The sequence below is a fragment of the Nocardioides bizhenqiangii genome (assembly GCF_034661235.1).
GTDB classification, from domain to species: Bacteria; Actinomycetota; Actinomycetes; order Propionibacteriales; family Nocardioidaceae; genus Nocardioides; species Nocardioides bizhenqiangii.
Genome location: NZ_CP141059.1, coordinates 2833677 through 2859584, shown reverse-complemented (window position 1 = coordinate 2859584; position 25908 = coordinate 2833677). Strand labels below are relative to the sequence as shown.

23 protein-coding genes are annotated in these 25908 nt (G+C 71.5%); 16 read left to right on the top strand and 7 right to left on the bottom strand.

Translation table 11 applies throughout. The annotated features are described in order from the left end of the window. The first annotated feature begins 7 nt into the window (after window positions 1-7). Together SHK19_RS13885 and macS are read left to right on the top strand one after the other, a co-directional pair. The gene (locus tag SHK19_RS13885; RefSeq protein WP_322455556.1) at window positions 8-730 is read left to right on the top strand and encodes a lysophospholipid acyltransferase family protein; all 723 of its coding nucleotides are present in this window, start codon (window positions 8-10) and stop codon (window positions 728-730) included. Between the two features lie 164 nt (window positions 731-894). After that, window positions 895-2019 carry a MacS family sensor histidine kinase gene (gene macS / locus SHK19_RS13880; protein ID WP_322936576.1) on the top strand — a complete coding sequence of 375 codons (1125 nt, stop codon included), beginning with the start codon at window positions 895-897 and terminating at the stop codon, window positions 2017-2019. 12 nt (window positions 2020-2031) lie between these two features. Here macS and SHK19_RS13875 read toward each other — a convergent pair whose 3' ends face one another. Further along, a complete protein-coding gene (locus tag SHK19_RS13875; RefSeq protein WP_322936575.1) occupies window positions 2032-3396 on the bottom strand; it encodes a hypothetical protein in 1365 nt (454 codons plus the stop codon). 66 nt (window positions 3397-3462) lie between these two features. Between SHK19_RS13875 and SHK19_RS13870 the strand changes: the two genes are divergently transcribed. The 3 genes from SHK19_RS13870 to SHK19_RS13860 are packed head-to-tail and all read left to right on the top strand — an operon-like array spanning window position 3463 to window position 5568. Beyond that, a complete protein-coding gene (locus SHK19_RS13870; protein WP_322455553.1) occupies window positions 3463-3975 on the top strand; it encodes a flavin reductase family protein in 513 nt (170 codons plus the stop codon). 10 nt (window positions 3976-3985) lie between these two features. Then, the gene (locus SHK19_RS13865; RefSeq protein ID WP_322936574.1) at window positions 3986-4654 is read left to right on the top strand and encodes a response regulator transcription factor; all 669 of its coding nucleotides are present in this window, start codon (window positions 3986-3988) and stop codon (window positions 4652-4654) included. Next, a complete protein-coding gene (locus tag SHK19_RS13860; RefSeq protein ID WP_322936573.1) occupies window positions 4654-5568 on the top strand; it encodes a hypothetical protein in 915 nt (304 codons plus the stop codon). Before SHK19_RS13865 ends, SHK19_RS13860 begins: the two co-directional genes overlap by 1 nt. A gap of 17 nt (window positions 5569-5585) precedes the next feature. Here the strand turns inward: SHK19_RS13860 and SHK19_RS13855 are convergent, their stop codons facing one another. Then, a complete protein-coding gene (locus SHK19_RS13855; protein ID WP_322936572.1) occupies window positions 5586-6413 on the bottom strand; it encodes a DUF1028 domain-containing protein in 828 nt (275 codons plus the stop codon). Window positions 6414-6501: 88 nt separating this feature from the next. Here SHK19_RS13855 and SHK19_RS13850 point away from each other — a divergent pair, with 88 nt between their 5' ends. From SHK19_RS13850 to SHK19_RS13835, 4 genes are all read left to right on the top strand, one after another. After that, the gene (locus SHK19_RS13850; protein WP_322455549.1) at window positions 6502-7530 is read left to right on the top strand and encodes a 6-phosphofructokinase; all 1029 of its coding nucleotides are present in this window, start codon (window positions 6502-6504) and stop codon (window positions 7528-7530) included. A gap of 59 nt (window positions 7531-7589) precedes the next feature. Further along, window positions 7590-8789: an amidohydrolase family protein gene (locus tag SHK19_RS13845; protein ID WP_322455548.1), complete on the top strand. Its 1200-nt coding sequence runs from the start codon at window positions 7590-7592 to the stop codon at window positions 8787-8789. Between the two features lie 88 nt (window positions 8790-8877). After that, window positions 8878-10392, top strand: coding sequence for an APC family permease (locus tag SHK19_RS13840; RefSeq protein WP_322936571.1), 1515 nt, complete (start codon window positions 8878-8880; stop codon window positions 10390-10392). Between the two features lie 48 nt (window positions 10393-10440). Further along, on the top strand, window positions 10441-12477 hold the full coding sequence (locus SHK19_RS13835; RefSeq protein WP_322936570.1) for an alpha/beta fold hydrolase: 2037 nt from the start codon (window positions 10441-10443) through the stop codon (window positions 12475-12477). Here the strand turns inward: SHK19_RS13835 and SHK19_RS13830 are convergent. Further along, entirely contained in the window at window positions 12452-13588 is a 1137-nt protein-coding gene (locus SHK19_RS13830; protein ID WP_322455545.1) for a cyclic nucleotide-binding domain-containing protein, read from the bottom strand. The two genes, SHK19_RS13835 and SHK19_RS13830, sit on opposite strands and share 26 nt — an antisense overlap. A gap of 57 nt (window positions 13589-13645) precedes the next feature. Here SHK19_RS13830 and SHK19_RS13825 point away from each other — a divergent pair, with 57 nt between their 5' ends. From SHK19_RS13825 to SHK19_RS13810, 4 genes are all read left to right on the top strand, one after another. After that, on the top strand, window positions 13646-15034 hold the full coding sequence (locus SHK19_RS13825; RefSeq protein WP_405030428.1) for a class II 3-deoxy-7-phosphoheptulonate synthase: 1389 nt from the start codon (window positions 13646-13648) through the stop codon (window positions 15032-15034). Between the two features lie 21 nt (window positions 15035-15055). After that, the gene (locus tag SHK19_RS13820) at window positions 15056-15646 is read left to right on the top strand and encodes a cupredoxin domain-containing protein (RefSeq protein ID WP_322936569.1); all 591 of its coding nucleotides are present in this window, start codon (window positions 15056-15058) and stop codon (window positions 15644-15646) included. Next, on the top strand, window positions 15643-16635 hold the full coding sequence (locus SHK19_RS13815; protein WP_322936568.1) for a threonine aldolase family protein: 993 nt from the start codon (window positions 15643-15645) through the stop codon (window positions 16633-16635). The genes SHK19_RS13820 and SHK19_RS13815 overlap by 4 nt, the downstream gene beginning before the upstream one ends. Before the next feature lie 432 nt (window positions 16636-17067). Continuing rightward, window positions 17068-18411, top strand: coding sequence for an HNH endonuclease signature motif containing protein (locus SHK19_RS13810; protein ID WP_322936567.1), 1344 nt, complete (start codon window positions 17068-17070; stop codon window positions 18409-18411). Window positions 18412-18682: 271 nt separating this feature from the next. Here the strand turns inward: SHK19_RS13810 and SHK19_RS13805 are convergent, their stop codons facing one another. The 3 genes from SHK19_RS13805 to pknB form a co-directional block, all read right to left on the bottom strand. Further along, entirely contained in the window at window positions 18683-19474 is a 792-nt protein-coding gene (locus tag SHK19_RS13805) for an NADase-type glycan-binding domain-containing protein (RefSeq protein ID WP_322936566.1), read from the bottom strand. Between the two features lie 108 nt (window positions 19475-19582). Continuing rightward, window positions 19583-20638, bottom strand: a complete 1056-nt coding sequence (aroF, locus tag SHK19_RS13800) for a 3-deoxy-7-phosphoheptulonate synthase (protein WP_322455539.1) — start codon at window positions 20636-20638, stop codon at window positions 19583-19585. An 81-nt stretch (window positions 20639-20719) separates the two neighbouring features. After that, on the bottom strand, window positions 20720-22783 hold the full coding sequence (pknB, locus tag SHK19_RS13795; RefSeq protein WP_322936565.1) for a Stk1 family PASTA domain-containing Ser/Thr kinase: 2064 nt from the start codon (window positions 22781-22783) through the stop codon (window positions 20720-20722). A 148-nt stretch (window positions 22784-22931) separates the two neighbouring features. On the opposite strand from pknB, the gene SHK19_RS13790 reads away from it, so the two are divergent. Continuing rightward, window positions 22932-23312 (top strand): Rv2175c family DNA-binding protein, encoded by a 381-nt coding sequence (locus SHK19_RS13790; RefSeq protein WP_322455537.1) that lies wholly within the window; start codon window positions 22932-22934, stop codon window positions 23310-23312. 106 nt (window positions 23313-23418) lie between these two features. Beyond that, a complete protein-coding gene (locus tag SHK19_RS13785) occupies window positions 23419-23835 on the top strand; it encodes a barstar family protein (protein WP_322455536.1) in 417 nt (138 codons plus the stop codon). Window positions 23836-23844: 9 nt separating this feature from the next. On the opposite strand, the gene SHK19_RS13780 is transcribed toward SHK19_RS13785, so the two are convergent. Continuing rightward, the gene (locus tag SHK19_RS13780; protein ID WP_322936564.1) at window positions 23845-24936 is read right to left on the bottom strand and encodes a polyprenyl synthetase family protein; all 1092 of its coding nucleotides are present in this window, start codon (window positions 24934-24936) and stop codon (window positions 23845-23847) included. 76 nt (window positions 24937-25012) lie between these two features. On the opposite strand from SHK19_RS13780, the gene metF reads away from it, so the two are divergent. Continuing rightward, complete coding sequence (metF, locus tag SHK19_RS13775; protein WP_322455534.1) at window positions 25013-25903, top strand: methylenetetrahydrofolate reductase [NAD(P)H]; 891 nt, start codon at window positions 25013-25015, stop codon at window positions 25901-25903. The last annotated feature ends 5 nt before the right edge of the window (window positions 25904-25908 follow it).

The following is a 25908-nucleotide window of genomic DNA, read 5'->3' as shown; positions in this document are numbered from 1 at the left end:
GCGTTGGGTGTTCTACTGGTTCCTCAAGTTCATCGCCCTCGGGCCCGTGCTCAAGCTGGTCTTCCGGCCGCGCGCCGACGGAGTCGAGAACGTCCCGGCCGAAGGCCCGGCGATCCTCGCCAGCAACCACCTGTCCTACGCCGACTGGCTCTTCATGCCGCTCGTCGTGCCGCGCAAGGTGAGCTTCGTCGCCAAGGCGGAGTACTTCACGACCCCCGGCGTCAAGGGCTGGCTGCAGAAGACCTTCTTCAGCGGCACCGGCAACATCCCGATCGACCGCGCGGGCGCGGACGCCGCGGCCGGCGCCCTGCTGTCGGCGAAGCGGGTCCTGGGCGAGGGTGAGCTGTTCGGGATCTACCCCGAAGGCACCCGGTCGCACGACGGCCGCCTCTACCGCGGCAAGACCGGCATCGCCCGGCTCGCTCTCGAGACCGGGGTGCCGGTGATCCCCGTCGCCGTCGTCGGCACCGACGTGGTGGCCCCGCCGGGCAAGAAGTTCGGCCGCTGGACCCGGCCGCACGTCCGCTTCGGCAAGCCGCTCGACTTCTCCCGCTACGCGGGACTGGAGAACGACCGGTTCATCCTGCGGTCGATCACCGACGAGATCATGTACGAGATCATGCGGCTGTCGGGCCAGGAGTACGTCGACATGTACGCCTCCCGTGCCAAGGAGGAGTCCAAGAAGGGCGACTCCGCGAAGGGCGACGAGCAGCGCAAGCCAGCAGCGTAAAGCCCGGTTCCACCGATGGCCGCCTACTGCGCGACACCATACGGGCACGCTGGCTGCGTTGCCGTCGCTCGACGTGCACCCAGCATGGCAGCGCTCCGCCGCCTTGCCAGCGCACCCGTCTGGCGCCGCTCGCTACGGCGTCCAGCGATGGAACCGGGCTTACCGTGACCGGCGCTTCCGTCCGCGCGGTGGTCGCGGTCGAGAACCGGATGTTCCGCGCGCTGGCGGTGTTGCGGGTCGTCGTGCTCGTCAACGCGGTGGTGCTGATCGCCTACCGCAACAACTTCGACCATCCGGCCGCCGGCTGGGGGTGCGTCGCGCTCATGATCGGGTGGACGGTCTACTCGATCGTCACGTACGCGAAGCCGATCCGGCGCACCGTTCGGCTCCTGGTGGCCGACCTCGCCATCACGGTGGGCTTGCTCGCAGCAACCCCGTTCGTCAAGGGTGAGTGGTTCAACGCGACGATTCCCGGCTTCTGGATCATGGGCGCACTGCTGGCCTGGGCGATCCGTTACGGCTGGCGAGGTGGCCTGACCGCCGCAGTGGTCCTGGGCGGCACCGACCTGCTGATCCGCACCGAGTTCGACCAGGGCAACTACGGCTATGTCTTCCTGATCGTGCTGGGCGGCCCGATCGTCGGCTACCTGGTCGAGTCACTGCAGCAGATGGCGGCCGAGCGGGATCGCGCCGAGCGGGAGGCCGCGGCCGCCACCGAGCGGGCGCGGCTGGCCCGGGTCGTGCACGACGGCGTGCTCCAGGTGCTGGCGCTGGTCCAGCGTCGTGGCTCGGAGCTGGGCGGAGATGCCGCAGAGCTCGGGCGGTTGGCCGGCGAGCAGGAGCAGGCGCTGCGGAGCCTGATCCGCACCCAGGACCGGGTGACCGCCGCCGACCCTGCCAGTGGAGTTGACCTGGCCGCGGCGCTCGGCGAGCTCTCGTCGCGACCCGGTGTCGAGGTCGCGCTCCCCGGCGGACCGGTCGACCTCCCGGCCCCGGTCGTCTCGGAGCTGGTGGCCGTGGTCGGCGCCTGTCTCGACAACGTGACCCGGCATGTCGGCGAGAGCGCTCCCGCCTGGGTGCTGCTGGACGACCTGGGCGACCGGGTTGCGCTCTCGGTTCGGGACGAGGGGGACGGCATCCCCGCGGGCCGGCTGGACGCCGCCCGCGCCGAGGGCCGGCTCGGTGTCAGTGAGTCGATCGAGGGCCGGATCCGTGACCTCGGAGGTACGGCGACGCTGAGCACCGGCGAGCTCGGCACCGAGTGGGAGCTCGTCGTCCCCAAGCCCTGAGCGAGCCCTGTGTCAGGAGGGCTGCGCCTCCGCCAGGAGCTGTCTCACCTTCGCGACCGTCGCCGCCGAGGCGATCTCGTGGTCGTCGTCCATCATGTGCAAGGCGGAGACGAACAGCCGGAACAGGGCGGGATCGCTCCCCGCCGCCTCGGCTACCTGCGCCGAGGTCACCGGGTGGTCGTCCGGGAGGAGCAGGTCCGGCGCGGTCGTCGGGGCCTCGCCGCCCGTGAGCGTCGCGTGGATCCGGTCGGCCAGCTCCAGGTCGACGACGCAGGTCTCGCGGAAGTAGTGGCGCAGCACGTCCTGCTGCCAGGCGTGGAAGGAGAGCGCCGCCTCGTCCGCGGCCGGAGGTGCGCCCTCCGCTGTCAGCAGGTCGACCAGCCTTCCGGCGGCGGCCAGGCCCAGCGCGATGCCGCGCCCACGGCTCGGGTTGGTCGTCGTCAACGAGTCCCCGAGCTGGTGCAGCCCGAGCACGAGCGGCCGACCCGCGTCGACGAGCTCGGTCATCCGGTTGCGGACGGCGCCCATCGGCAGCACCGGCCCTTCGGGCTCGAGCGCCCGCCACGAGTCCGCGAAGCCCGGCGTCGACGCCAGCGCCGCGTCGAACGCTTCGTCCTCCCGCCACCCCGCTCGATCGCGATCGCGGGTGTGCCGGACCAGCGCGACCGTGAGGTAGTCGCAGTCACCGCGGAAAGCCAGGAGCTGGTGTGTCGGGAACTCCAGGACGATCGCGAAGCCGGGCATCGGCGGCGGCTCTCCGACGATCCGGTGGTGCCGGCTGTAGTAGGCGAGGCTGCAGTCGGAGGTCTCCTCGGGCTGGGCGATCCCGGCGTCCGCCAACCAACGCGTGACGGGCGACCGTCGCCCGCCGGCGTCGACGAGGACGTCGGCCGCGACCGTGCTGCCGTCCGCGAGCCGGAAGCCGGTCGCGCGCGGGACGACGCCCTCCTCGAGCAGCAGGCCCTTCGCGGCGACGGGCAGGGTCGTGACGGCCGGCTCGCGGCGCACGATGTCGCCGATGACCGCGTCCAGCACCACACGCCGGGTCCGGACCGCCCTCAGCCGGTCGTCCGCGGTCCGGCTGTCGTGCGTCGCGAGGTGGGGCGGGGGAGTGAAGGGCAGCTCGTTGGCGCCGGCGGCGAGCAGGGCGTCGTACACGTCCGGGAGCCGGGTCCGGAGCTCGTACGTCGCCCGTGCGGTGTGGCCGTGCGCCTGGACGGCCTGCGGAGCACCGGGCCGCGGCCGGACGGCGCCGTCCGGGTGCACCAGCAGCGGGAGCTCCGGGTCGACCACGGTCGCGGTCCAGCCCGCGCGAGCGAACAGCAGCGCGGTGGCGGAGCCGATGACAGATCCGCCGAGGATCGCGATCGACGGCATGTCCGGGACTGTAGGGCGGGAGGAACGTCCCCGGTAGCAGGATCGCCCTTCTCCTACGCTCGTCACGTGACGATCCACAGCAGCCATCCGTTCGCCGATCCGGAGCCCGACCCCGCGCGACGGCTCCGAGGTCGGCTCGGCACCGCGGTGACCCTCTGGACGGCAGGCGAGGGCGCGGATCGGGCCGGGCTCACCGTGACGTCGCTGATGGTCGCGCTCGGGCCGACGCCGAGCCTGCTGGCGCTGCTCGACCCCGACAGCGACCTGCTCGCCGAGCTGCGCGAGAGCCGGCGGGCGGTCGTCCAGCTGCTGACCTGGGAGGACCGGCAGCTCGCCGAGTCGTTTGCCGGGACGGCTCCTGCGCCGGGTGGGCCGTTCCGCCAGGCGGAGTTCGCCACGACGCCGTACGGGCCGCTGTTGGCGCACGCCACCACCCACGCACTGGTCTCCCTCGCCGCGGAGCGGGAGGTGGGGTGGTCGGTCGAGGTCGAGGCCGTCCTCGACTCGATCACCGTGGGTGACTCAGACGACAGGCCGTTGCTGCACCGCCGCGGCCGGTTCCTGGCCCTCCCTGAGTAGGGTCCGGGGCATGGACGCCCTGGAGTCACAGGCTCGGCTGCAGGTGATGGTCGTCGACGACCACCCGATGTGGCGCGATGCCGTCGCCAAGGACCTCGAGGCCGCCGGGCTCGACGTGGTGGCGACCGCCGCCACGGGCACCGAGGCGATCACCCGGTTCCGGGCCGCCCGGCCGCAGGTCGTCGTCCTCGACCTGCAGATCCCGGCGCCGAGCGGCGTCGAGGTGACGGCCACCGTCCTCCAGGAGGATCCGTCGGCGCGGGTGCTGATCCTCTCGGCGTCGGGCGAGCAGGACGACGTGCTGGAGGCGGTCAAGGCCGGGGCGACGGGCTACCTGGTCAAGTCCGCCTCGCGGGACGAGCTGATCGCGGCGGTGCGGCGGGTCGGCGTCGGCGACAGCGTGTTCACGCCGGGTCTCGCGGGGCTGGTGCTCGGGGAGTTCCGCCGGATGGCGCAGGACCCCGGACCGGAGACGCCGCCGGGGGAGCAGCTCACCGAGCGCGAGACCGAGGTGCTCAAGATGGTCGCCAAGGGCATGTCCTACAAGCAGATCGCCGAGCGCCTGGTGCTGTCGCACCGCACCATCCAGAACCACGTGCAGAACACCCTGCGCAAGCTGCAGCTCCACAACCGGGTCGAGCTGACCCGCTACGTGATCGAGCAGGGGCTGGACGACTGATGGCTGGTGACCCCGGCAAGTCTGCCGAGCTGCTCGAGATCGCCGACGAGCTCTACGCGCTGTCGCCGGGTGAGTTCACGGCGGCGCGGGACGCGAAGGCGAAGGAGCTCAAGGGCACCGACCTCGCGACCGCGGTCAAGGCGCTGAAGAAGCCGGGCATCGCGGCGTGGGTCGTCAACCTCCTGGTGCGCCGGGAGTCAGGCCAGGTCGACCAGCTGCTGAGCGTGGGCGCGGCGCTCCGGGACGCGCAGGCGGCGATGTCGGCCGGTGAGCTCCGCGCCCTGACCAAGCAGCGGCGCCAGGTCACCGCGGCGGTCACGCAGCAGGCCCGCCACCTCGCCGCGGAGGCAGGACACAAGGTCACGCAGGCGGTCGCCGACCAGGTCGAGGCCACGCTCACGGCGGCGATGGTCGATGCCGACTGCGGGCGGGCAGTCAGGAGCGGCCTGCTGGTCGCCCCGCTGCAGACGACCGGCGTCGACGCGGTGGGGGAGGCTGCGCTCGCGGCCGCGCTCGCGACGCCCGAGGCGCTCGGGTTCTCGGCGTCGGCGCGGGAGGCGCCGGAGCCCGGACCGCCGTCCCTCCGCGTGGTCCCCGACCCCGATGCCGGGGCGAAGGCCCGGGCCGCGGCGGCGGAGCGTCTCGCTCAGGCCGCGGCGTCGTACGACGAAGCCGACGCGGCGCACGCCGAGGCGGTGGCCGACGTCGACCGGCTGTCGGCCCGGTCGCTCCAGCTGCAGGCCGAGCTCGACGAGCTGCGGCGGCGCCTCGCCGAGCTCGAGAGCGAGCTCGACGAGGTCGACGACGAGCTCGGCGACGCCGAGGACGTGCGGGACGAGGCGGCGGCCACCCTGCGGACGGCGACCGCCGAGCGCGACGCCGCGCAGGCCGCCCTCGACAAGCTGCGCAGGTAGCCGGCCGGTCGGCCCGACTACGGCGTCCAGTCGGGCGTGGCCGCGCGCAGCTCCTCGATGACCTGCTTCGCCGTCCAGTCGGGACCGCCGTACGCCTCGAGGTTGTGGGTGCCCATCCATGCAGCGAAGTGCGGGTGCCCGAGCGAGCGGGCCCGCGCGTCCAGCTCGGCCATCAGCTCCGGCGTGTCCGGCACCTGGTCCTCGTCGGCGACGTCGGGGCTCAGCGCCTCGTGCAGACCGAGCAGGCGCTCGAGCTCGGGAATCGGGTCCTCGTGGTCGTCGATGCGCAGGTCGACCGCAACGTCGTCGAAGCCGCCGTAACCCGCGCCCTCCTTGACCACGAGCAGCGCCGCCGACTGACGGCCGCGGCTGTCCCCGCCGGCCTCGTCCCCGGCGGCGAGCGCGGCCAGGAGCCGGCGAGCAAGAGGTGCCTCGGGGTCGCTCGCCTCGAAGGCGTCGCGCATCGCCTCGATCACCTCCGACCCGGCCAGGATGTTGCCCTGGACCGCGAAACCGTCCCCGGTGAGGCCGCCCGCCCATTCCAGGCACGCCGAGCCGGTGTACGTCGCCGCGCCGCCCTCGACGTCGACGATCCCCACCTGGCGGTGGTCGCGGCCGTCGTCCTCCTCGATCAGGCGCTGGACCGCGATGGACGCGGTGGCGCCCTCGTCGAGGTGCGCGAGGGCAAGACCCTTGTAGGCCACGTTCGCCCAGGCCTGGGTGGCGACGGCTCCGACGCCGGCGACCGCGGCCGGCACGGCCGAGCCGACCGCCAGGAACTTCGAGGCAACGGCCACGCCCCACGAATCACCGTCGGCGGAGCGGGCCACGATCGAGAACGTCATGCGCTCACCGTAGCGAGATCGGCGATGACCCGGACCGCGGCCGGACGCTAGGCTCGGGACCCTTGAACGTTCAAGGTGAAGGAGTCGCATGCGTGTCGGAGTCCTGACCGGTGGGGGCGACTGCCCTGGTCTCAACGCCGTCATCCGCGCCGTCGTGCGCAAGGGAGTCAAGCAGCACGGCTTCGAGTTCGTCGGTTTCCGCGATGGCTGGAAGGGCCCGATGGAGGGCGTCACGATGCCGCTCGGCATCGAACAGTGCCGCGGCATCCTGCCGCGCGGCGGCACCATCCTCGGGTCGTCGCGCACCAACCCGTTCAAGGTCGACAACGGGGTGCAGCGGATCAAGGACAACCTCGCCGCCGGCGGCGTCGACGCACTGGTGGCGATCGGAGGCGAGGACACCCTCGGCGTGGCCACCAAGCTCGCCGACCTGGGCGTCAACGTCGTCGGCGTGCCGAAGACCATCGACAACGACCTGTCAGGCACCGACTTCACGTTCGGCTTCGACACCGCGGTCAACATCGCGGTCGAGGCGATCGACCGGCTGCACACCACCGCGGAGTCGCACCACCGGGTGCTCGTGGTGGAGGTGATGGGCCGGCACGCCGGGTGGATCGCCCTGCACTCCGGGATCGCCGGCGGCGCCAGCATCGTGCTCATCCCCGAGCAGCCGTTCGACATCGACGAGGTGTGCGCCCTGGTGCAGAAGCGCTTCGAGTCGCGCTTCGCACCGATCCTGGTCGTCTCCGAGGGCGCCGTGCCCCGCGACGGCAGCGGGATGACCCTGCAGAGCGGCGAGACCGACGCGTTCGGCCACGTCCGGCTCGGCGGGATCGGCGACCGCGTAGCCAAGGAGATCGAGCAGCGCACGGGCGCCGAGGCGCGCGCCGTCGTGCTCGGCCACGTGCAGCGGGGCGGCACGCCGACGGCGTTCGACCGATGGCTCGCCACCCGGTTCGGCCTGCAGGCGATCGACGCCGTCGCCGAGGGTGACTTCGGCGTGATGGTCGCGCTGCGCGGCAAGGACATCGTCCGGGTCCCCCTGATCGAGGGCACCGGGGAGTTGAAGCTGGTCAGCCAGGCGGAGTACGCCGAAGCCGAGGTCTTCTTCGGCTGAGCGGATGCTTCCGCCGTTCGACGGATGACAGCGCGCCCGGGCCCGGCCACACTCGACGTGTGCTCGCCTTGAGGGCTTCCCATGCGTTCGACGGCGCCCGCTTCCTCGAGGGCGGCGCGACCGTCCTGGTCGAGGGCGAGCGGATCGTGGGCGTCGAACCGGTGGGCTTCCCGGTGCCCGACGGGTGCGAGGTGTCGTCCTCTCGCGGCACGCTGCTGCCGGGCCTCGTGGACGCCCACGCGCACCTGGTGTCCGATGCCCAGCCCGGGTCGCTCGAGCGGGTCGGCACGATGACGCCCGAGGAGATCGACGGCGAGATCGAGAGATCCCTGGCGGCGCAGGCGGCGCACGGCGTGACGACGGTGCGGGACCTTGGCGACCGCGACTACCGGACACTCGGCTTCCGGGACCGGCGCGTCCCCGGTCAGGCGAGGATCGTCGCTGCCGGGCCGCCGATCACGATCCCCGGCGGCCACTGCCACTACCTCGGCTGCGTCGCTGCGACACCGGAGGAGCTCCGGCAGGCGGTCGCCGACCACGACGAGCGTGGCGTCGACGTGATCAAGGTGATGGCGAGCGGCGGCTTCCTCACCCCGGGCACCGACATGTTCGGGGCCCAGTACGAGGTCGACGTGCTGCGGTCCCTCGTCGAGGCGGCTCATGACCGCAGCCTCCAGGTGCTCGCGCATGCGCACTCCGTCGCCGGCATCGAGCACGCCGTGGCGGCCGGCGTCGACGGCATCGAGCACTTCACGGGGTTCTGCGAACAGGGCTCCGTGCTCTCCGACGACCTCCTCGACCGGGTGGCTGCCGCGGGAATTCTCGTCGACCCGACCATGGGCAACGACTTCTCGCTCGTCGGCCAACTGCCGCCGCCTCCGCCCCAGGTAGCCGACCTGATCGAGCGGCTGGGCCTCGACATCATGGCCTTCTTCGCGCAGCGCTACGTCGACGTGGGCCGGATGCGCGACCACGGCGTGAGCGTCGTACCCGGTGTCGACTCGGGCGCGATGCCGCTCAAGGCCCACGGCAACGCCTGGATCGCGGTCACCGACCTGGTGCGGTGTGGCTACCCGGTCGACGAGGCGCTCGCGGCCGGCACCTCCGGGGCCGCCGACGCCTGCGGTGTCGGGGACGTGACCGGCCGGCTGGCCGCGGGGTACGACGCCGACCTGCTGGTCGTCGACGGAGACATCGAGTCCGATCCCGCCGCGCTGGGCCGGCCGCAGACGGTCGTGATCAGGGGGCGACACGTCTGAGGCGCTCCGCCGAGATGCTTCCCAAACAGGAATTCTTGCGGGATGGTGACGTCCTGGGGAAGCGGACCCGACCTCTGGAGGATCTCGGATGACAGTCTCGACCTCGCCTGAGAAGACTCCGGCAGCTGAGGAGCCGCACGAGCTCAAACGGGTGATGGGGCCCTGGCTCCTCCTCCTCTTCATCGTCGGCGACATCCTCGGCGCGGGCGTCTACGCGGTGACCGGCCAGATGGCCGGCTACGTCGGTGGCGTGCTGTGGCTGCCGTTCCTCCTCGCCTTCGTGGTCGCCGTGCTGACGGCGTTCTCCTACCTGGAGCTCGTCACGAAGTACCCCGCGGCGGCGGGGGCCGCTCTCTACACGCACAAGGCGTTCGGGATCCACTTCCTCACGTTCATGGTGGCGTTCGCCGTCGTGTGCTCCGGCATCACCAGCGCCTCGACGTCGGCCAACACGCTCGCGCAGAACTTCTTCGCCGGCCTGGCCCTCAACGACGTGTGGTCGACGACGGCCGACGGAGCCACCGTCACCTCGGTGGACACCGGCGTGGTGACCCTGGTGGCACTCGGCTTCATGCTCCTGCTGGCGCTCATCAACCTGCGTGGTGTCGGCGAGAGCGTGAAGTTCAACATCGTCCTCACGATGGTGGAGATGGTCGCGCTGTGCATCGTCATCGGCGTCGGGTTCGCCGTCGTCGCCCGCGGGGACGCAAACATGGAGGACCTGGTCAGCTTCGACGACTACCAGGACATGGGCTGGGTCTTCGCCGTGACCGCAGCGACCTCGATCGCGTTCTTCGCGATGGTGGGGTTCGAGGACTCGGTCAACATGGTGGAGGAGACCAAGGAGCCGGAGCGGATCTTCCCGCGGACCATGTTCCTCGGACTCGGCATCGCCGCGCTCCTCTACATACTGGTCGCCGTATCGGTGGTCAGCGTCCTCAACGAGCAGCAGCTCCAGGACATCTACGAGTCCGAGGGTCGCGCCCTGGTCGAGGTGGTCCACATCGGCTCACCCGACTTCCCGATCGACAAGGTCTTCCCGTTCCTGGCGGTGTTCGCCGTCGCCAACACCGCCCTCATCAACATGCTGATGGCGAGTCGCCTCGTCTACGGGATGGCGAAGCAGCGGGTGCTGCCGCGGCAGCTCTCGGCGGTCCTGCCGGGCCGTCGTACGCCCTGGCTGGCGATCCTGTTCACGACCGTGCTGTCGCTGCTGCTCATCTGGTACGTCACGAGCGACCCCGACAGCAACGTGGTCGCCAACCTCAGCAGCACGACCGCCTTCCTGCTGCTGTGCGTGTTCGCGGTCGTCAACGTCGCCTGCCTTGTCCTGAAGCGCAAGCGCGCCGACCACGACAAGACGTTCTTCACGGCGCCGATGGTGGTGCCGCCGGTCGCCGCCATCCTCTGCCTCTACCTGGCCGGTCCGTGGGTCGATCGCGACTCGATCGTTTACGAGATCGCCGGCGGGCTGATGGTGATCGGCGTCGGGCTCTGGGTGGTGACCTGGCTGATCAACCGTGTGGCGAACAAGGACGAGGAGCCGCCACGCTTCGTCGACATCGACCACATGGACATCGACCCGACGGACGACCCGAGGTAACGCCCACGAGCTCTGGTGGCGCCCGCCCGGACGTGCCACTGTTTCCGGATGGACGACGTGCTGCGTCTGCAGTTCTCCGAGCTTCGGGTCCCGCTGAAGATGACCTTCCGGCACGCGTCGGCCGCACGCACGCACGGCGAGAGCCTGTGGGTCGAGGCCTCCCGCGGTGGGCTGCGCGGCTACGGCGAGGGCTGCCCGCGGCCGTACGTCACGGGTGAGACGCGAGAGTCGGTCCGGGCCTGGCTCGGGGCTCGCGGCCCGCAGATCATGGCGGAGTGCGGCTCGTTGGCCGACGTGCGCGCGTGGACCGTCGCGCACGAGAAGGAGATCGATGCCTCGCCTTCGGCGTGGTGCGCCGTCGAGATGGCTCTGCTCGACCTGTTCGCCCAGGAGCAGGAGGCGAGCGTCGAGGGTCTGCTCGGGCTCCGGCCACCGGGGGGGCCGCATCGCTACAGCGCGGTGCTCGGCAACGACGAACGGTGGAAGACCAGGTTCCTCATCGACCAGTACTGCATCCTCGGCCTCACCGACTTCAAGGTGAAGCTCGGCGGGGACCTGGGCGTCGATCAGCAGAAGCTCGCTGACATCGCCGAGCTCGCCGCGTGGCACGGCGTCGAGTCCTGGCGGGTCCGTGTCGACGCCAACAACCTCTGGGCGGACTCGCCCGCCGACGCGCTCGGCTACCTGAAGGCTCTCGACGCGCCCCTGTTCGGCATCGAGGAGCCAGTGGCTCCGCGAGACGCCCAGATGCAGAGCGCGATCAGCGTCGAGCTGGGCGTACCGATCATCCTCGACGAGAGCCTGTGCACGATGGCCGACCTGGAGCGGTACGACGGCCTCGCCGGCACCTACATCGCCAACCTGAAGGTGTCGCGCGTCGGCGGGGTGCTCCGAGGACTGCGCCTGGTGGACGCGATCAACGAGCGCGGATGGCCGCTCATCGTCGGTGCCCACGTGGGGGAGACGTCGGTGCTCACCCGGGCGGCCATGCTCGTCGCCGCGCAGGCGGACGATCTCGCCGCTCAGGAGGGCGCCTTCGGGTCGCGGCTGATCGAACGCGAACCGGTCACGCCCAGCCTGCGCTGGGGACGCGGGGGCCGGCTCGACCTCAGCCAGCTGTACGCCGAGGTGACCCCCGAAGGCCTGCAGGTCACGCCGCCCGATGCGTGGGGCCGCGGCTGGGGCACGACCGGTCGGGCGCCGAGCACGTCGTGGCCGGAGCGAGAGAAGGTGGCCGTCCAGTCGATGTCGGACGGGTACGACATCCACTACCGGCTCTGGGGACCCGAGCAGGCCGACGACGTCGTGGTCGTGCTGCACGGCGGGATGAGCCACTCGCTGTGGCAGCGCCCCCTGGCCGAGGCCATCACCGCGCGGTCGGACTACGCCGTCTTCGCGCCCGATCGCCGCGGGTGCGGGCTCAACGACGGTCGTGGCGACCTCGGCAGTGCCGACCGCACGATCGACGACGTCGAGGAGCACCTGCGGTTCCTCGCCGAGCGTTACCAGCGGGTGCACCTCGCCGGCTGGTGCCAGGGTGCGCAGTACGCCGCGGTGGCGGCCCACGAGCTCCAGGACGAGGAGTGGCTCTCCAGCCTGCTGCTCGTCACACCCGGGCTGTTCTGGAACGCCCGCTTCCGCTCGGTGATCGACATGACCGAGCGGGTGGTGCAGCACCTGCTGACCCACTTCGACCTGGGTCCCGACCGCGACGAGTCGTTCGTGCCCGTCCCGCTGCAGGCAACCGACTTCACGCTCGAACCCGACGGACTGGACTTCATCGATGCCGACGCACTCAAGACGACCGAGCTCACCCTGAAGTCCGTCGTGGTGATGGACGAGGTCCAGGAGCGGTCATGGGAGGCCATCCTCGGCGTCCGGCTCCCGGTGTTCGCACTCACGGCTACGGGCGACCGCATCGTCGACAACGCGAAGGTCCGCGCGTGGATCGCGCCGGTGCTGGAGCGGGCTCCCACGAGCCACCTCGTCGAGGTGGACACCGGTCACGCCGTGCAGTTCGAGCTCGCGGACCGGCTGGCGACCGAGCTGGTCTCCTTCATCAGGTCGTGTACGGCAACCGCGTAGCCAGCACCCGGGCGATGTTGCGCCACACCTGGACCTGATCGGCGCCGGTCGACAGCCGCGTCAGCGCCGTCTGGCTCAGCAGCAGTACCCGCGTGTCGTCCCCGGCAGCCACGATGTCGACCGTCCGCGGCCGGTCGAGGACGAGCGCGATCTCGCCGAACAGCTCTCCTTCGCCCAGCATCCGCACCACGCGGTCACCGGTCTTGACCTCCACGACACCGTCGAGCACGAAACCGAGGAACCGCCCGCCGTCGCCCGCGGCGATGACCACGTCGCCGTCGGTGCAATTCACCTCCAGCGCATTGCGGAGGAGCTCGGCACGGCCCTTGTCGCTGAGCCCCTCGGTGAGCCAGGCGTGGACCTCGGCCTCGCCCTGGGAGTCGGCGCCGTCGTTCGTCTCGTGGAACGCCACACCGGGGTCGATCCGACCCTCACGGGCCTCCATCTCCCGGTACCACTCGATGCCCTCGGTCGGCAGCGGCCGGTCGCGGGGCAGCTCCTTCACCAACGGCGTACCGACGCGCTCCATGTGGTCGCGGTCGTGGTGCACGTGGACCATCGGGATCCGGAAGCCGCCGAGCGAGCTCTGGTGCACCGAGCCCATCGGGCGGAAGCCGAGTCGCAGGTAGGTGGCGTACAGACCGGGCTCGCAGCTCTGCAGGCTGATCAACAGTCCACGGGCCAGCGAGTCGCGGTAGAGCTCGCGCATGATCACGTAAGAGGCCAGGGTGCTCCGGTGCGAGCGGAGCATCGCGAACCGGGTGAGGACCTGGGTGCGGTCCAGGAGGTCCGGGGCGAGCTTGTCGATCTGGTACTCGTCGCGGCTGGACTGCAGTGTCGCGATCTGGGCGGCAGGCGTGGAGCGGATGCAGCCCACGATCCGGTCCTCCGCGGTGTCGCGCACAGCGAGGAGCACGTCGTCGACATCGACGTCGACGAACGCCGCCGACTCCAGGACGCTGCGTCCCTTGACCCGCTTCAGCTCGAGTCTGCGGACCTCGTCCAGCACCCGCATGCACTCGTCGCGGTCCGCGGCGGACTCGACGCGGAAGCCTTCGTAGCGTCCGCGCAACACGTCGAGCTGCTGCTTGAGCGAGCGCAACTTGCCCACGCGGGCAGGTTAACCCAGAACGCGGCGTTCTCGAGGCGCGCGACCGGCTGCCCATGGATGGACGCTGAATCGGCGGGTCCCTGGCGGGCGCCGTACCCTTGTCCGGTGAGTCAGATCCCGACCCTCGAGCAGCTGCACGCCCTCGGTGCCGCGCAGCAGCCGTCGTACGACGACCCTGCCGCCGTGGCCGCCGCCGTCGCCCGGCTGCGGACCATGCCGCCGTTGGTGTTCGCGGGGGAGTGCGACGAGCTCAAGGCCAAGATCGCAGCGGCGAGCCGCGGCGAGGCGTTCATCCTCCAGGGCGGCGACTGCGCGGAGACATTCGTGGACGCCACCGCGGACAACGTCCGCAACAAGCTGCGGGTGCTGCTGCAGATGGCGGTCGTCCTGACCTACGCCGCGTCCGTGCCCGTCGTGAAGGTGGGCAGGCTCGCGGGCCAGTACGCCAAGCCGCGCTCGTCGGACATGGAGACCCGCGACGGCGTGACCCTGCCGGCCTACCGCGGCGACGCGGTCAACGGGTTCGAGTTCACCCCGGAGTCGCGTCGTCCGGACCCGCAACGGCTGCTCGACGTCTACCACGCGTCGGCCTCGACGCTGAACCTGGTCCGCGCGTTCACCACGGGTGGCTACGCCGACCTGCGCCAGGTGCACACGTGGAACTCCGAGTTCGTCCGCAACAGCCCGGTGGGCCAGCACTACGAGGCGATGGCGGCCGAGATCGACCGCGCGCTCACGTTCATGAAGGCGATCGGCGCCGGCGATCCCGACGAGTTCCACCGGGTCGACTTCTACTCCTCGCACGAGGCGCTGCTGCTCGAGTACGAGCACGCGATGACGCGGATCGACTCGCGGACCGAGAACCCGTACAACGTCTCCGCCCACATGGTCTGGATCGGGGAGCGGACCCGCCAGCTGGACGGGGCGCACGTCGAGTACTTCAGTCGCATCAGCAACCCGATCGGGTGCAAGCTCGGCCCGAACGCGACGGCCGACGACGCGCTCGCGCTCGCGGCGAAGCTGAACCCGACCAACGAGGCGGGCCGGTTGACCTTCATCACCCGGTTCGGCGCGGGACGGATCCGGGAGGGCCTGCCGCACCTGGTCGAAAAGGTCACCGCCGAGGGCGTCGACGTCGCCTGGGTCTGCGACGCCATGCACGGCAACACCTTCGAGACCTCCAACGGCTACAAGACCCGGCGGTTCGAGGACGTCCTCGACGAGGTGCAGGGCTTCTTCGACGTGCACCGGGCGCTCGGCACGATCCCCGCCGGCATCCTGGTCGAGAACACCGGCGACGACGTCACCGAAATCATCGGCGGCGGCGAGGAGCTCGACGAGCTGGGGCTCGCGCACCGCTACGAGTCGGTCGTGGACCCACGCCTCAACCGCGTGCAGTCGCTGGAGATGGCCTTCCTGGTCGCCGAGATGCTGCGCCGCGCCTGAGCACCGCCCTATGGTGATCGGGTGCGCATCCGATCCCTTCTCGCGCCGGCGGTTCTCGGCGCCGCGGCACTGATCACGGCATCCCTGGTGGGTGCCCCGACCGCGGTGGGTGGTGGCTCGACGATCGTCGCCTCCGGCTTCAGCTTCACCCCGTCGAAGACGACCGTCGCGCAGGGGACGTCGGTGTCGTGGTCCTTCCAGGGCAACCACTCGACCACGTCCAACCAGGACTTCTGGGACAGCGGGGAGGGCACGACACCCTTCAGCGAGGAGATGCCGTCGGCGGGGAAGTTCCCCTACCACTGCACGGTCCACGCGGGCATGAACGGCAGCATCGCCGTACGCATCCTGGCGACGGGCTCCCCGGGTAGCGGCTGGACCCTGCGCTGGGCAGCCTCGAGAGCCGAGACCGGGCGTGCCTTCGACGTCCAGTACCGCCGGGCCGGCACCACGACATGGCAGACCTTCCGGACCGACACCGCCGCGGCGACCGGGTTCTTCAACCGGACGCGTTCAGGGACCTACCAGCTGCGGGCGCGGACCACGAACACCGCGGCCACTCCCGACAAGGAGGCCGGCTGGTCGCCGATCCTCTCCCGCGAGATCTCGTGATCGATCTCCGTTCCGACACGGTCACCCGGCCGAGCGAGGCGATGCGCGCCGCCATGGCGCGGGCCGAGGTCGGCGACGACGTCTACGGCGAGGACCCGACCGTCCGGCAGCTCGAGGAGCGGGTGGCGGCGACGCTCGGGCACGAGGCGGCGCTGTTCACCCCGACCGGCTCGATGGCCAACGTGCTCGCGGTCGCGCTCGTCGTCGCACCGGGTCAGGAGGTCCTGTGCGAGGCGCGCGCCCACATCGCCCGGGCCGAGCTCGGCGCGCACGGCGCGGTCTCGGGGCTGACCATGCGCACCTGGTCGCACCCGCGCGGCCAGGTCGACCTCCCGGCCATCGAAGACCTGTTCGCACCCGACCTCGGCCCGTTCTTCGTGCGCACCGCGGCGATCTCCGTCGAGAACACCCACAACTTCGCCGGGGGAGCGGTGCTGCCCCTCGCCGACCTCAAGGTCCTGCGCGCCTTCGCTGACGCGCAGGGTGCCGCCATCCACCTCGACGGCGCGCGGATCTGGAACGCCCACGTCGCGACCGGCGTCGCGTTCGAGGAGTACGGCGCCGTCGCCGATGTCGTGGGCGTCTGCCTGTCGAAGGGGCTCGGCGCACCGGTCGGGTCGCTGCTCGTCGGCCCGGCCGACCTGGTGACCGAGGCGCGGGTGCGGCGCAAGCGGCTCGGCGGCGGGATGCGGCAGGTCGGCGTCCTCGCCGCCGCCGGCCTCCATGCCCTCGACCACCACATCGAACGTCTTGCCGACGACCACGCCCACGCCCGGCTGCTGGCCGACGCCTGCGGCGTCGACCCCGCGACCGTCGACACCAACATCGTCGCCTTCGACCGGCCCGACGCCGTCGCCTTCGTCGCTGCGGCCCGGGAGGCGGGCGTGCTGGTCGGCGCCGTCGGCGCGCGCACCGTACGGCTCGTCACGCACCTGGACATCAGCCGCGCCGACACCGACGCAGCCGCGAAGGTGCTCGCTGCGATCTGACCGTCACGAGATCACCGCCCATGGCCGCGGGTTGCAGGTTGTGGGTGGGTGCGATCGACAGGCTTTGGACGGGAGCGGGGGCTGCTCGTTGCGCGCCGCGTCCGGCTCATGGCGGAGCCTCGGTCGGTGGTCGAGGAGGTCGCGCTGTGACCGTCTCGAGACCCGGGCCTATGTGTGCTGGCTGCGGTCGGCAGGGGGTTGCGACCGACAGGGCTTGGGACGGGGAGCGGAGGGCTGTCGGTTCCTCGCCGCGGCCGGCTCACCGTGGTGCGCCAACGCCGCTGGTTGAGGTGCGACGAGCGCTAGCGCCGAGCCTCGAAACCAAGGCGCCCGGACCACCTTCCGTCCACAGGCGCCGAACGGCGGATCGCCTGTCCACAGGGGGGTTCTGAGCGTTTCGTTGTGTCGGAGGGTCGGGGTTGAATGGGCCTCATGGATCTCGGGACCGCACCCCTCTTCGACCTCACCGCCCCCGCGGCGGACCAGGTCGTTGAGCCCGCGGTCCGCACCCGGTCCCAGGAGCTGCTGGCCGAGATCCGCGACCACCGCAGGGTGGTCGCCGAACGCGAGATCGCCACCCTGCGGGCGGTCGCCGAATGGGCCGGCGAGCATGTCGTTGATGAGGACGCCGGTGATGTGGCGACGTTGACCGAGCGGGGTCTGGACACCGGGCTCCCGCTCGCCGGACCCGGCGCGCCGTTGATCTCCGACTTCGCGGTGATGGAGCTCTCCGCGTTGTTGGGTCGGTCGCTGGACTCGGGTCGCAACTACGTCGGCCAGGTCCTCGAGCTCGCCCACCGCCTCCCCAAGACCTGGACCCGCCTCCTCGACGGCCAGGTCCCGGTGTGGAAAGCACTCCGGGTCGCCGACGCCACCCGCCTCCTACCGCAGGACGCCGCTTCGTTTGTCGACAATCACCTGGCTCCGTTCGCGCACGGGGTGACCTGGGCGCAGGTCGACCGGCTGGTCGAGGAAGCCCTGGTCCGCTACGACCCCGCCGCGGCGGAGGACCGCCGGCGGGAGTCCCGGGACCACCGACACGTCCACACCGGCCTGGACCGGGTCGGCTACAACGGCACCGCGCAGGTCGACGCCACCCTGGACGCCGCCGATGCCCTCGACCTCGAACAAGCGATTGCCCGCCGCGCCAAGCTCGCCGGCCAGCTCGGTGATGAGGACTCGTTGGACGTCCGTCGGGCCAAGGCGCTCGGTGAGATCGCCCGGGAGGACCTGGTCCTCGACCTCGAGGTCGCCGACCCCGACACCGGGGAGATCACCCGGGTCGTCCCCGGCCGGAAGACCGAGCTCACCCTCCACCTCTCCGCCACCGACCAGACCGTGGGCCGGTTCGGCAACACCCGCACCCCGATCAGCGTGGAGCAGGTCAAGGAATGGCTCACCACCCCCCACACCAGCGTGATCGTGCGGCCGGTGGTCGACCTCGCCGGCCACCAACCGGTCGACTCCTATGAGATCCCCGACCGGATCCGCCGCCAGGTCACCGGACGCGACCACCACTGCGGCTTCCCCTACTGCACCCAACCCGCCGAAACCTGCGACCTCGACCACATCACCCCCCACGCCGGCGGTGGGCCGACCTGCGCCTGCAACCTCTCCCCGGCCTGCCGCGGCCACCACCGGTACAAAACCTCGGGCCGAGCCAACTACCGGATGCTCACCCCCGGCACCTACCACTGGACCCTCCCCACCGGCACCTACCTGGTCGACCCCACCGGCACCCACCAACTCACCGCCACACCGCCGCCCGAGGACTAGCTACCCCGCCCCGCACCCCGCCACCGGCGGGGCCAACGGCATGCCCACGGCGGTCCGGAAGCCGGTCCTGAAGCCGCAAGCCGCGCACCTGCCGCCACCACCCGTCTCCCCTTTGCGGCCGCAACCACAACGAGCACCCCAGACCTCCCCGCGCCCGGGCAGGGCCCGGGGAACCGCACCGCAACCACCGCGGCGTGGCACCACGCTTCTTCGATTGCCCTGGCGCCGTTCCGCCCTAAATGCCGCGTGCCGCTGAGGTCCGGTCACGCGCTCACTCGGAGCCGAAGATCTTCACGTCGCTGATCGCGGTGAAGTCCCGGCCGTCCGGACCATCGCCTGGCCCGGTGACCTCGAGGATCCGCAGCTCGATCGTCGCCGTCTCGACGGCGTCGACACCGATCGTCTGCAGGTCCGGGCGCTCGCGGAGCTCCTGCGTCACCTCGGTGCCGTCGTCGAAGACCCAGGTGACGGCCTCGATCCGGCGATTGCCGGCGTACCAGTCGTGCGGCGGGTCGGTCTTGGCGTAGCCGTTGATCAGGCCGACCTCGGCGACGGTGACGGCTTCGCCGAAGGTGAAGGTGATGACCGATCCGCTGCCGTCGCCCGGCATCCGCCAGCTCGTGCGCGGGTCGGCGTCGAGCATGTTGTCGGCCTCGAAGGTCACCGGGTCGCCGTCACCGTCGACGCTGGCCGGGGCGGAGCCCGGCACCGCGACGTCGGTCGGGGTCAGCGCCGGCCCGATCGACGCGCCTCGGTTCCCCTTGCCGTCCCGGCCGTAGTGTTCACGGTCGTCCGCGTCGTCGTCGCCGGACGGCGCGAGCAGCAGCGTCAGGCCGACACCGACGAGCGCAACGACCACGAGCGCGACCACGGCGAGCAGCCACAGCGGGACCGGCCGGCGGGAGGTCGGTGCGGCGGCGTCCGACGTCGTGACGGGGGGAACCGGCGGCGGGACCGGTGACGGGGGTGCCTGCACCGTGTCGGCGAAGAGCGGGTAACGCGCGGGCGCCGGGGCCGGTCCGGGCAGCGGCTGTGCGGGGGCGTCACCGGCTGTGACCGACACGCGGGTACCGCAATTCGTGCAGTACCTGCCCACGACGAGCTGGTGACCGCAGTTCGTGCAGAACCTCGTGGCCTGGTCCAACGACCCCCCTCCATTTCGAGGAGGACACTAACCCGGAGGGTTCGCGGTCGCCGCTTCGGCAGGCCTGCGGCCGACCAGTGGCGGGATCTGCCGCACCGCCTGCGCCAGCGCCCGGAGGTCCGGCCCGTGCAGTGCCTGCGGGCCGTCGCAGAGTGCGACCTCGGGATCGGGATGGACGTCGACCATGATGCCGTCGGCGCCGACCCCGATCGCCGCCCGGCACAGGGGGACGACCAGCTCCTTGCGTCCGGAGGCGTGTGACGGGTCGACGATGATCGGCAGGTGGCTCGCCGCCTGGACGATCGGGATGGCCGAGATGTCGAGCGTGTTGCGGGTGGCCGGCTCGAAGGTCCGGATGCCGCGCTCGCACAGCACGATGTCGAGGTTGCCGCGCTGGGCGACGTACTCCGCCGCCATCAGCCACTCCTCGACCGTCGCGGTCATCCCGCGCTTGAGGAGCACCGGCTTGCCCGACTCTCCCGCGGCTTGCAGCAGGCCGAAGTTGGCCATGTTGCGGGTGCCGATCTGCAGCATGTCCGCCTGCTCGGCCACCTCGGCGACGTCCCGGGCGTCGATGACCTCGGTGACGATCGGCAGTCCGGTCGCCTTGCCGACGGCGGCGAGGATGTCGAGGCCGCGCCTGCCGAGGCCCTGGAAGGCGTACGGCGACGTCCGCGGCTTGTAGGCGCCACCGCGCAACATCGACGCACCCGCGGCCTTCGCCATCGTGGCCGCCTCGAGGGTCTGTTCGGGCGTCTCGACGGCGCACGGCCCGGCGATGAACGTGAACGTCGACGGTCCGAACGGCACCTGGGCGCCGGGCTTGCCCACCCACACCGTCGACCGGTCGGGGTGGTGCTGGCGACTGACCAGCTTGTACGGGTCGGAGATCCGGTGCACCGCCGCGACGCCCCGCAGGGTGCGCAGGTTCAGGCCGTGGAAGCTGTCGATGTCACCGACCAGACCGATGATCGTGCGGTCCACACCCTGGGAGACGAAGGCAGTGCCACCGACCGCCTCGACCTTCTCGACGACGTGCGCAACGTCTTCCGGCGTTGCGTCCGGCGCCATGACCACGACCATGTCTCCGAGGGTAGGTGGGCGGTCCCAGCCGTCGCTTCCCAATTCACGATCCGGACCTGATGCCAGCGCTTCGGAGCGGGGTCAGACCACGTAGAGGATGATTTCGCTGCCCATCTCGGCCATGGAACCCGACGGCGGGTCGGTCGAGTAGGCGGTCTCGCCGGTGAAGTAGACCGGCGCGTGCTCGACCGTGACCTCGAACCCGAGACCTTCGAGCGTCTCGACGGCTTGGTCCGTCGGCTCGTAGAACACGCTGGGGACCTCGACCAGCTCCGGGCCGTCCGAGACGACGAAGTCCACCTTGTCGCCCTTGAACAGCGTGCCCCCGCTGGGCTCGTGGCTGATCACGTCGCCCTCGGCGACGGTGTCGCTGTGCTCGCGGCCGACCACGTTGACCACCAGGCCGCGGGCCTCGAGCTCGGTCTCGGCCTGCTCGAAGCTCTTGCCGACCCAGTCGCCGACCTTCAGCGGTTCGCGTCCCAGGCTCACGACCAGGTCGACCACGGCGTTGACCGGCAGGTCCTCGGCCTTCTTCGTCCCGTGGTCCGGGTTGCTGCTGATGACCTTGCCCTTCGGCACGACCTCGGAGTAGTCCTCCTCGACCTTGCCGACCACCAGCTTCACGTCGTCGAGCTTGTCGGTGGCCTGCTCGAGGGTGAGCCCGCGCAGCTTGGGCAGGTCGTGCATCTCCTCGCCGAGGGAGAGGGTGACGGTGACCGCGTCGCCCGGCAGGATCCGCTCACCTGGGCCGGGATCGCTGGCGACGACGTCGCCCTCGGCGACGCTGGTGGAGTAGACCGCGTCGGCGTACTCGACCTCGAGCCCGGCGTCCTCGATCTTCTGCTCCGCGCCGGCCTGGGACAGGCCGACCACGCTCGGCGTGTTCGTGTAGCGGGCCCAGCCGAACCAGTAAGCGCCGCCGCCGACGGCGGCCGCCACGACCGCGGCGAGGACGAGGAGCACCACGCCGCGGCGACGCCGTCGCGGCCGCGCCGGCCGCTCGGAACCGGTCGCCGGGCGCGGCGGGGAAGGAGGAGTGCGCCGGGGCGGGGGTGGCGGAAGGACGGTCTCGAGCTGGGTCGTGCCCTCCCGCGTCACGGGCTCGAGGATCCTCACCGGCGGAGCGACCTGGGCGTCGTCCCACAGGTCACGGATCGGCTCCGGCATCGTGTCCGTGCTCTCGGCGCGGGCCGGCGTCGGCAACAGGTCGGCGACCAGGTCGTCGTCGTCACGGACGCCGTGGTGCAGCGCATGGGTCACGCGGTGCACGTGGTGGAGCAGCACGCCGGCGTCGGCCGGGCGCAGCGACCGGTCGCGGGTCGTCGCCCGCGCGACCAGCGCGTCGACGTACGCCGGAAGCCCGGGCACCTCCGCCGACGGTGCCGGCACGTCCTCGTGGACGTGCTTGTAGGCGACGGCGATCGGCGACTCACCCTGGTGCGGCTTGTGACCGGTGAGCAGCTCGTAGAGGACGACGCCGGCGGCGTAGACATCGGCCCGGGCGTCGGCCTTGCCGTCGACGACCAGCTCGGGGGCGAGGTAGGAGACCGTGCCGATGAGCACGCCGCCGGTGGCGGTGTGCTGGGTCTCGGCGCTGACCGCGCGGGCGAGGCCGAAGTCGGCCACCTTGATCCGGCCGTCGTCGGCGATCAGCACGTTCTCGGGCTTCACGTCGCGGTGGATGAGCCCGCTGCGGTGGGCCGACGCGAGGGCGGAGAGCACCGGGTCGAGGATCGACAGCGCCCGCTCGGGCGACATCGGCGCCTCCTTGGCGATGGTGTCGCGCAGCGTGTGGCCCGGCACCAGCTCCATCGCGAGGAAGATCGTGCCCCGGTCCTCGCCCTGGTCGTAGACGGCGACCACGTTGGGGTGCGACAGCCGCGCTGCTGCCCGTGCCTCGCGCACGAACCGGGCCGCGAACTGCTCGTCACCCGTCGTCGCGTCGCCGAGCCCGGCATGCATGATCTTGATCGCGACGGCGCGGTCGAGCCGGGTGTCGTGGGCCTCGTAGACCGAGGCCATCCCGCCGCGGGCGATGCGCGGGCCGATGCGGTAGCGGCCGTCGAGCAGCCGACCGACGTGGGGGTCGTCCGGGGACGCGACGCCGCGCGGGCTGCCGCCGCGGTCATGCGTGTCCTCGTGCACAGCGACCCTCCTGTGCAGGTGTGTCGGGCTCCGGAGGGGAAGATCCGGAGCCCACAGGATACGCGGGTGCGGTTGACGGCCCCCGCCACCACGCCGTTGGCCGGGGCCGACTCAGGGAGGGCGGAAACGGGGCTGGAATGATGGGTCCATGAGCGAACCTGCACCGCGCCTGGCCGACCACGACCTGGCGGCGCTCGTCGACGAGTGGCTCGACTGGGACGCTGCCGGCGAGCTCCTCGGGGTGACGCCGGCGAAGGTCCGCACCATGGTGCGCGACCACCAGCTGGCGGCCGCCGTACCCGGTCCCGGCCGACCGCCCATGGTCCCCGCGCTGTTCATCGACGACGAAGGGCTGCCGGTGAAGGGCCTGCCCGGTCTGCTGACCCTCATGCACGACTCCGGGTTCGACGACCGCGAGTGCATCGCCTGGATCTTCCTCGACGCGGACCTGCCCGGCCGGCCGATCGACGCGTTGCGCGAGAACCGCGGCACCGAGGTCAAGCGCCGGGCCCAGGCCCTGGCTTTGTAGCAAGGGGTTGCTTCCCCGCTCGCGGGCGACTATGACCGATGGTGACACAGGACCGACGAATCGTTCGAGGTGATCTGGAGATGACCGAAGCACCAAGAAGGCCGTCATGAGCGGCCTCGCAGCAGTTCTCGCGGGGCGGCACGACGCCGGTGTCCACCGGTGGCACAACGCCCTCCACGTCCCGGACGTCCAGCACGCGGTCGAACACGCAGGCTGGACGTTCGGCTATGTGGACGGTGTCGCGTTGGAGAGCGAACAGGAGATCCTCGGCGCGATCGGCGCCGCGCTGTCGCTCCCGGAGGGACATGACGGCGACGTCGACGCGCTGAAGGAGCGCCTCGACGACCTCGGCGCGAAGACCGTGCTGCTCTGGGACGGCTGGGGGAGCCTGGCCCGGGCCGAGCCGACCGCGTTCGAGAAGGTCTGTCGCGTGCTCGGGACGCGCAGCAACGGCGACCCGTCCCTCGAGGTGCTGCTGCGCGGCCCCGGACCGGAGGACACCGGGATCACGTCGTTGGACTGACGCAGCCGGTCAGAGCGCGCGGCGGGTGGCGGACGACGCCAGCCCCTCCAGCACGGCGCACGCGTGTTCGTCGAGACCGACGGCGGACCGGGCCTCGGCGAGCGCCGTGACCGCGCGCTGCGCCAGGTCGTCGATCTTCTCCTCGACCTGGGCGTGGGCGCCCGAGCGGTCGATGATGCCGCGCAGCTCGGCGACCTCCTCCTCACCCAGCGTCGTGCCGAGCGCGGCGTCGAGACGTGCGGCGTCGGCTGCCGGAGCGGCTTCGAGCGCGAGGGCGACCAGCACTGTCCGCTTGCCCTCGACCAGGTCGTCGCCCGCCGGCTTCCCCGTGGTGGCCGGGTCGCCGAAGACTCCCAGTAGGTCGTCCCGCAGCTGGAACGCCTCTCCCAGCGGGAGGCCGAAGCCGGTGAGCGCAGCCAGGGCGTCCGGCGAGGCGCCGGCGAGGGCGGCGCCGACGTGCAGGGGCCGTTCGATGGAGTACTTCGCCGACTTGTAGCGCAGCACCGTCATCGCGTCCTCGACCGTCGCCCGACCACGCGCCTGCACGGACACGTCGAGGAACTGGCCGGCGATGACCTCCGACCGGCAGGTGTCGAGCACGTCGAGGGCCGGTCCGACCCGGTCGAAGGGCATGCCGCACCGGCGGAGCAGCTCGTCGGACCAGGAGAGCAGCAGGTCGCCGAGCAGGATCGCCGCGGCGGCGCCGTACTGCTGCGGGTCGCCGGGCCACGTCTGGTCGCGGTGGAGCTCTGCGAAGCCGCGATGGGTCGCCGGCCGGCCGCGACGGGTGTCGGACGCGTCCATCAGGTCGTCGTGGACGAGCGCGCTGGCGTGGAGGAGCTCGAGGGACGCGGCAGCGCGCAGGATCGTGCGCTCGTCGTACTGCTCCCGCGCGGCGGCGCGGAAACCCCAGTAGCAGAACGCGGCACGGAACCGCTTGCCGCCGCTGACCACCGCCCGCCCCTCCGCGACCAGCCGCGCGGCGTCGTCGCCGAGCGGTGCGAGGCGGGCGGCCTGCTCGTCGAGGAAGCCGTCGATCGCAGCCTGGAGGTCGGTGCGGAACTGCTGCTGGTCGCCCTGGTCCCACGCCTGCCCGGTCACGGGCCCGACTCTAGAGAGCGGCCACGGAGTGGCCGCGATCGGGCTCGACCGAGCGGCGCCACCTACACTCCCGCACATGACAACCGGTCGTGGCCGCTCCCTCGCCGAGATCATCCGCCAGGGCGATCGCTCGTTCTCGTTCGAGTTCTTCCCGCCGAAGGACGAGGCGGGTGAGGAGCAGCTGTGGAACGCCATCCGCAAGCTGGAGCCCTACCGCCCGACGTTCGTCTCCGTGACGTACGGCGCCGGCGGCAGCACCCGGGACAAGACCGTGGCCATCACCGGCCGGATCGCGCGTGAGACGTCGCTGGTGCCGATGGCGCACCTGACCTGCGTCGGCCACACCCGTGAGGAGCTCGAGGCCATCCTCGACTCGTACGTCGCCGAGGGCGTCTTCCACGTGATGGCGCTGCGGGGCGACCCCCGCGAGGGCCCGCGGGCGGAGTGGACCCCGACCGCGGGCGGTCTCAACTACGCGCTCGACCTCGTCGAGCTGGCCCGTTCGCGCGGCGACTTCCGCATCGGCGTCGCCGCGTTCCCGGAGGGCCACCCGAACGCCGAGTCGCTCGACGTCGACGCCGACCGGCTGGTGGCGAAGGCCAACGCGGGCGCGGAGTTCGCCGTCACCCAGATGTTCTTCCGTGCCGAGGACTACTTCGGGCTGGTCGAGCGGGTGCGGGCCCGCGGCGTCGACATGCCGATCCTCCCCGGGATCATGCCGATCCTGAACCTGAGCGCTATCCGGCGCCAGGGCGAGCTGATCGGGACCTCCGTGCCCGACGAGATCGTCGCGAGGATCACCGCGGCCGGCCCCGACCCGGTCGCGGTGCGGGCCGAAGGCATCAAGCTGGCGGCCGAGCTGTGCGAGGAGCTCCTCGACGGCGGCGCGCCCGGCCTGCACTTCTACACGCTCAACCGGTCGAAGGCCACGCTCGAGATCTTCGAGGCGCTCCGGATCACCGTCTGAGGACG

Coding starts and splice junctions, on each gene's coding strand:
- SHK19_RS13850 (WP_322455549.1), top strand. CDS start 6,502: ATGCGTGTCGGAGTCCTGACCGGTGGGGGCGACTGCCCTGGTCTCAAC.
- SHK19_RS13875 (WP_322936575.1), bottom strand. CDS start 3,396: ATGCCGTCGATCGCGATCCTCGGCGGATCTGTCATCGGCTCCGCCACC.
- SHK19_RS13855 (WP_322936572.1), bottom strand. CDS start 6,413: ATGACGTTCTCGATCGTGGCCCGCTCCGCCGACGGTGATTCGTGGGGC.
- SHK19_RS13840 (WP_322936571.1), top strand. CDS start 8,878: ATGACAGTCTCGACCTCGCCTGAGAAGACTCCGGCAGCTGAGGAGCCG.
- SHK19_RS13810 (WP_322936567.1), top strand. CDS start 17,068: ATGGATCTCGGGACCGCACCCCTCTTCGACCTCACCGCCCCCGCGGCG.
- metF (WP_322455534.1), top strand. CDS start 25,013: ATGACAACCGGTCGTGGCCGCTCCCTCGCCGAGATCATCCGCCAGGGC.
- aroF (WP_322455539.1), bottom strand. CDS start 20,638: ATGGTCGTGGTCATGGCGCCGGACGCAACGCCGGAAGACGTTGCGCAC.
- SHK19_RS13785 (WP_322455536.1), top strand. CDS start 23,419: ATGAGCGGCCTCGCAGCAGTTCTCGCGGGGCGGCACGACGCCGGTGTC.
- SHK19_RS13790 (WP_322455537.1), top strand. CDS start 22,932: ATGAGCGAACCTGCACCGCGCCTGGCCGACCACGACCTGGCGGCGCTC.
- SHK19_RS13825 (WP_405030428.1), top strand. CDS start 13,646: ATGGACGCTGAATCGGCGGGTCCCTGGCGGGCGCCGTACCCTTGTCCG.
- SHK19_RS13860 (WP_322936573.1), top strand. CDS start 4,654: ATGGCTGGTGACCCCGGCAAGTCTGCCGAGCTGCTCGAGATCGCCGAC.
- SHK19_RS13835 (WP_322936570.1), top strand. CDS start 10,441: ATGGACGACGTGCTGCGTCTGCAGTTCTCCGAGCTTCGGGTCCCGCTG.
- SHK19_RS13865 (WP_322936574.1), top strand. CDS start 3,986: ATGGACGCCCTGGAGTCACAGGCTCGGCTGCAGGTGATGGTCGTCGAC.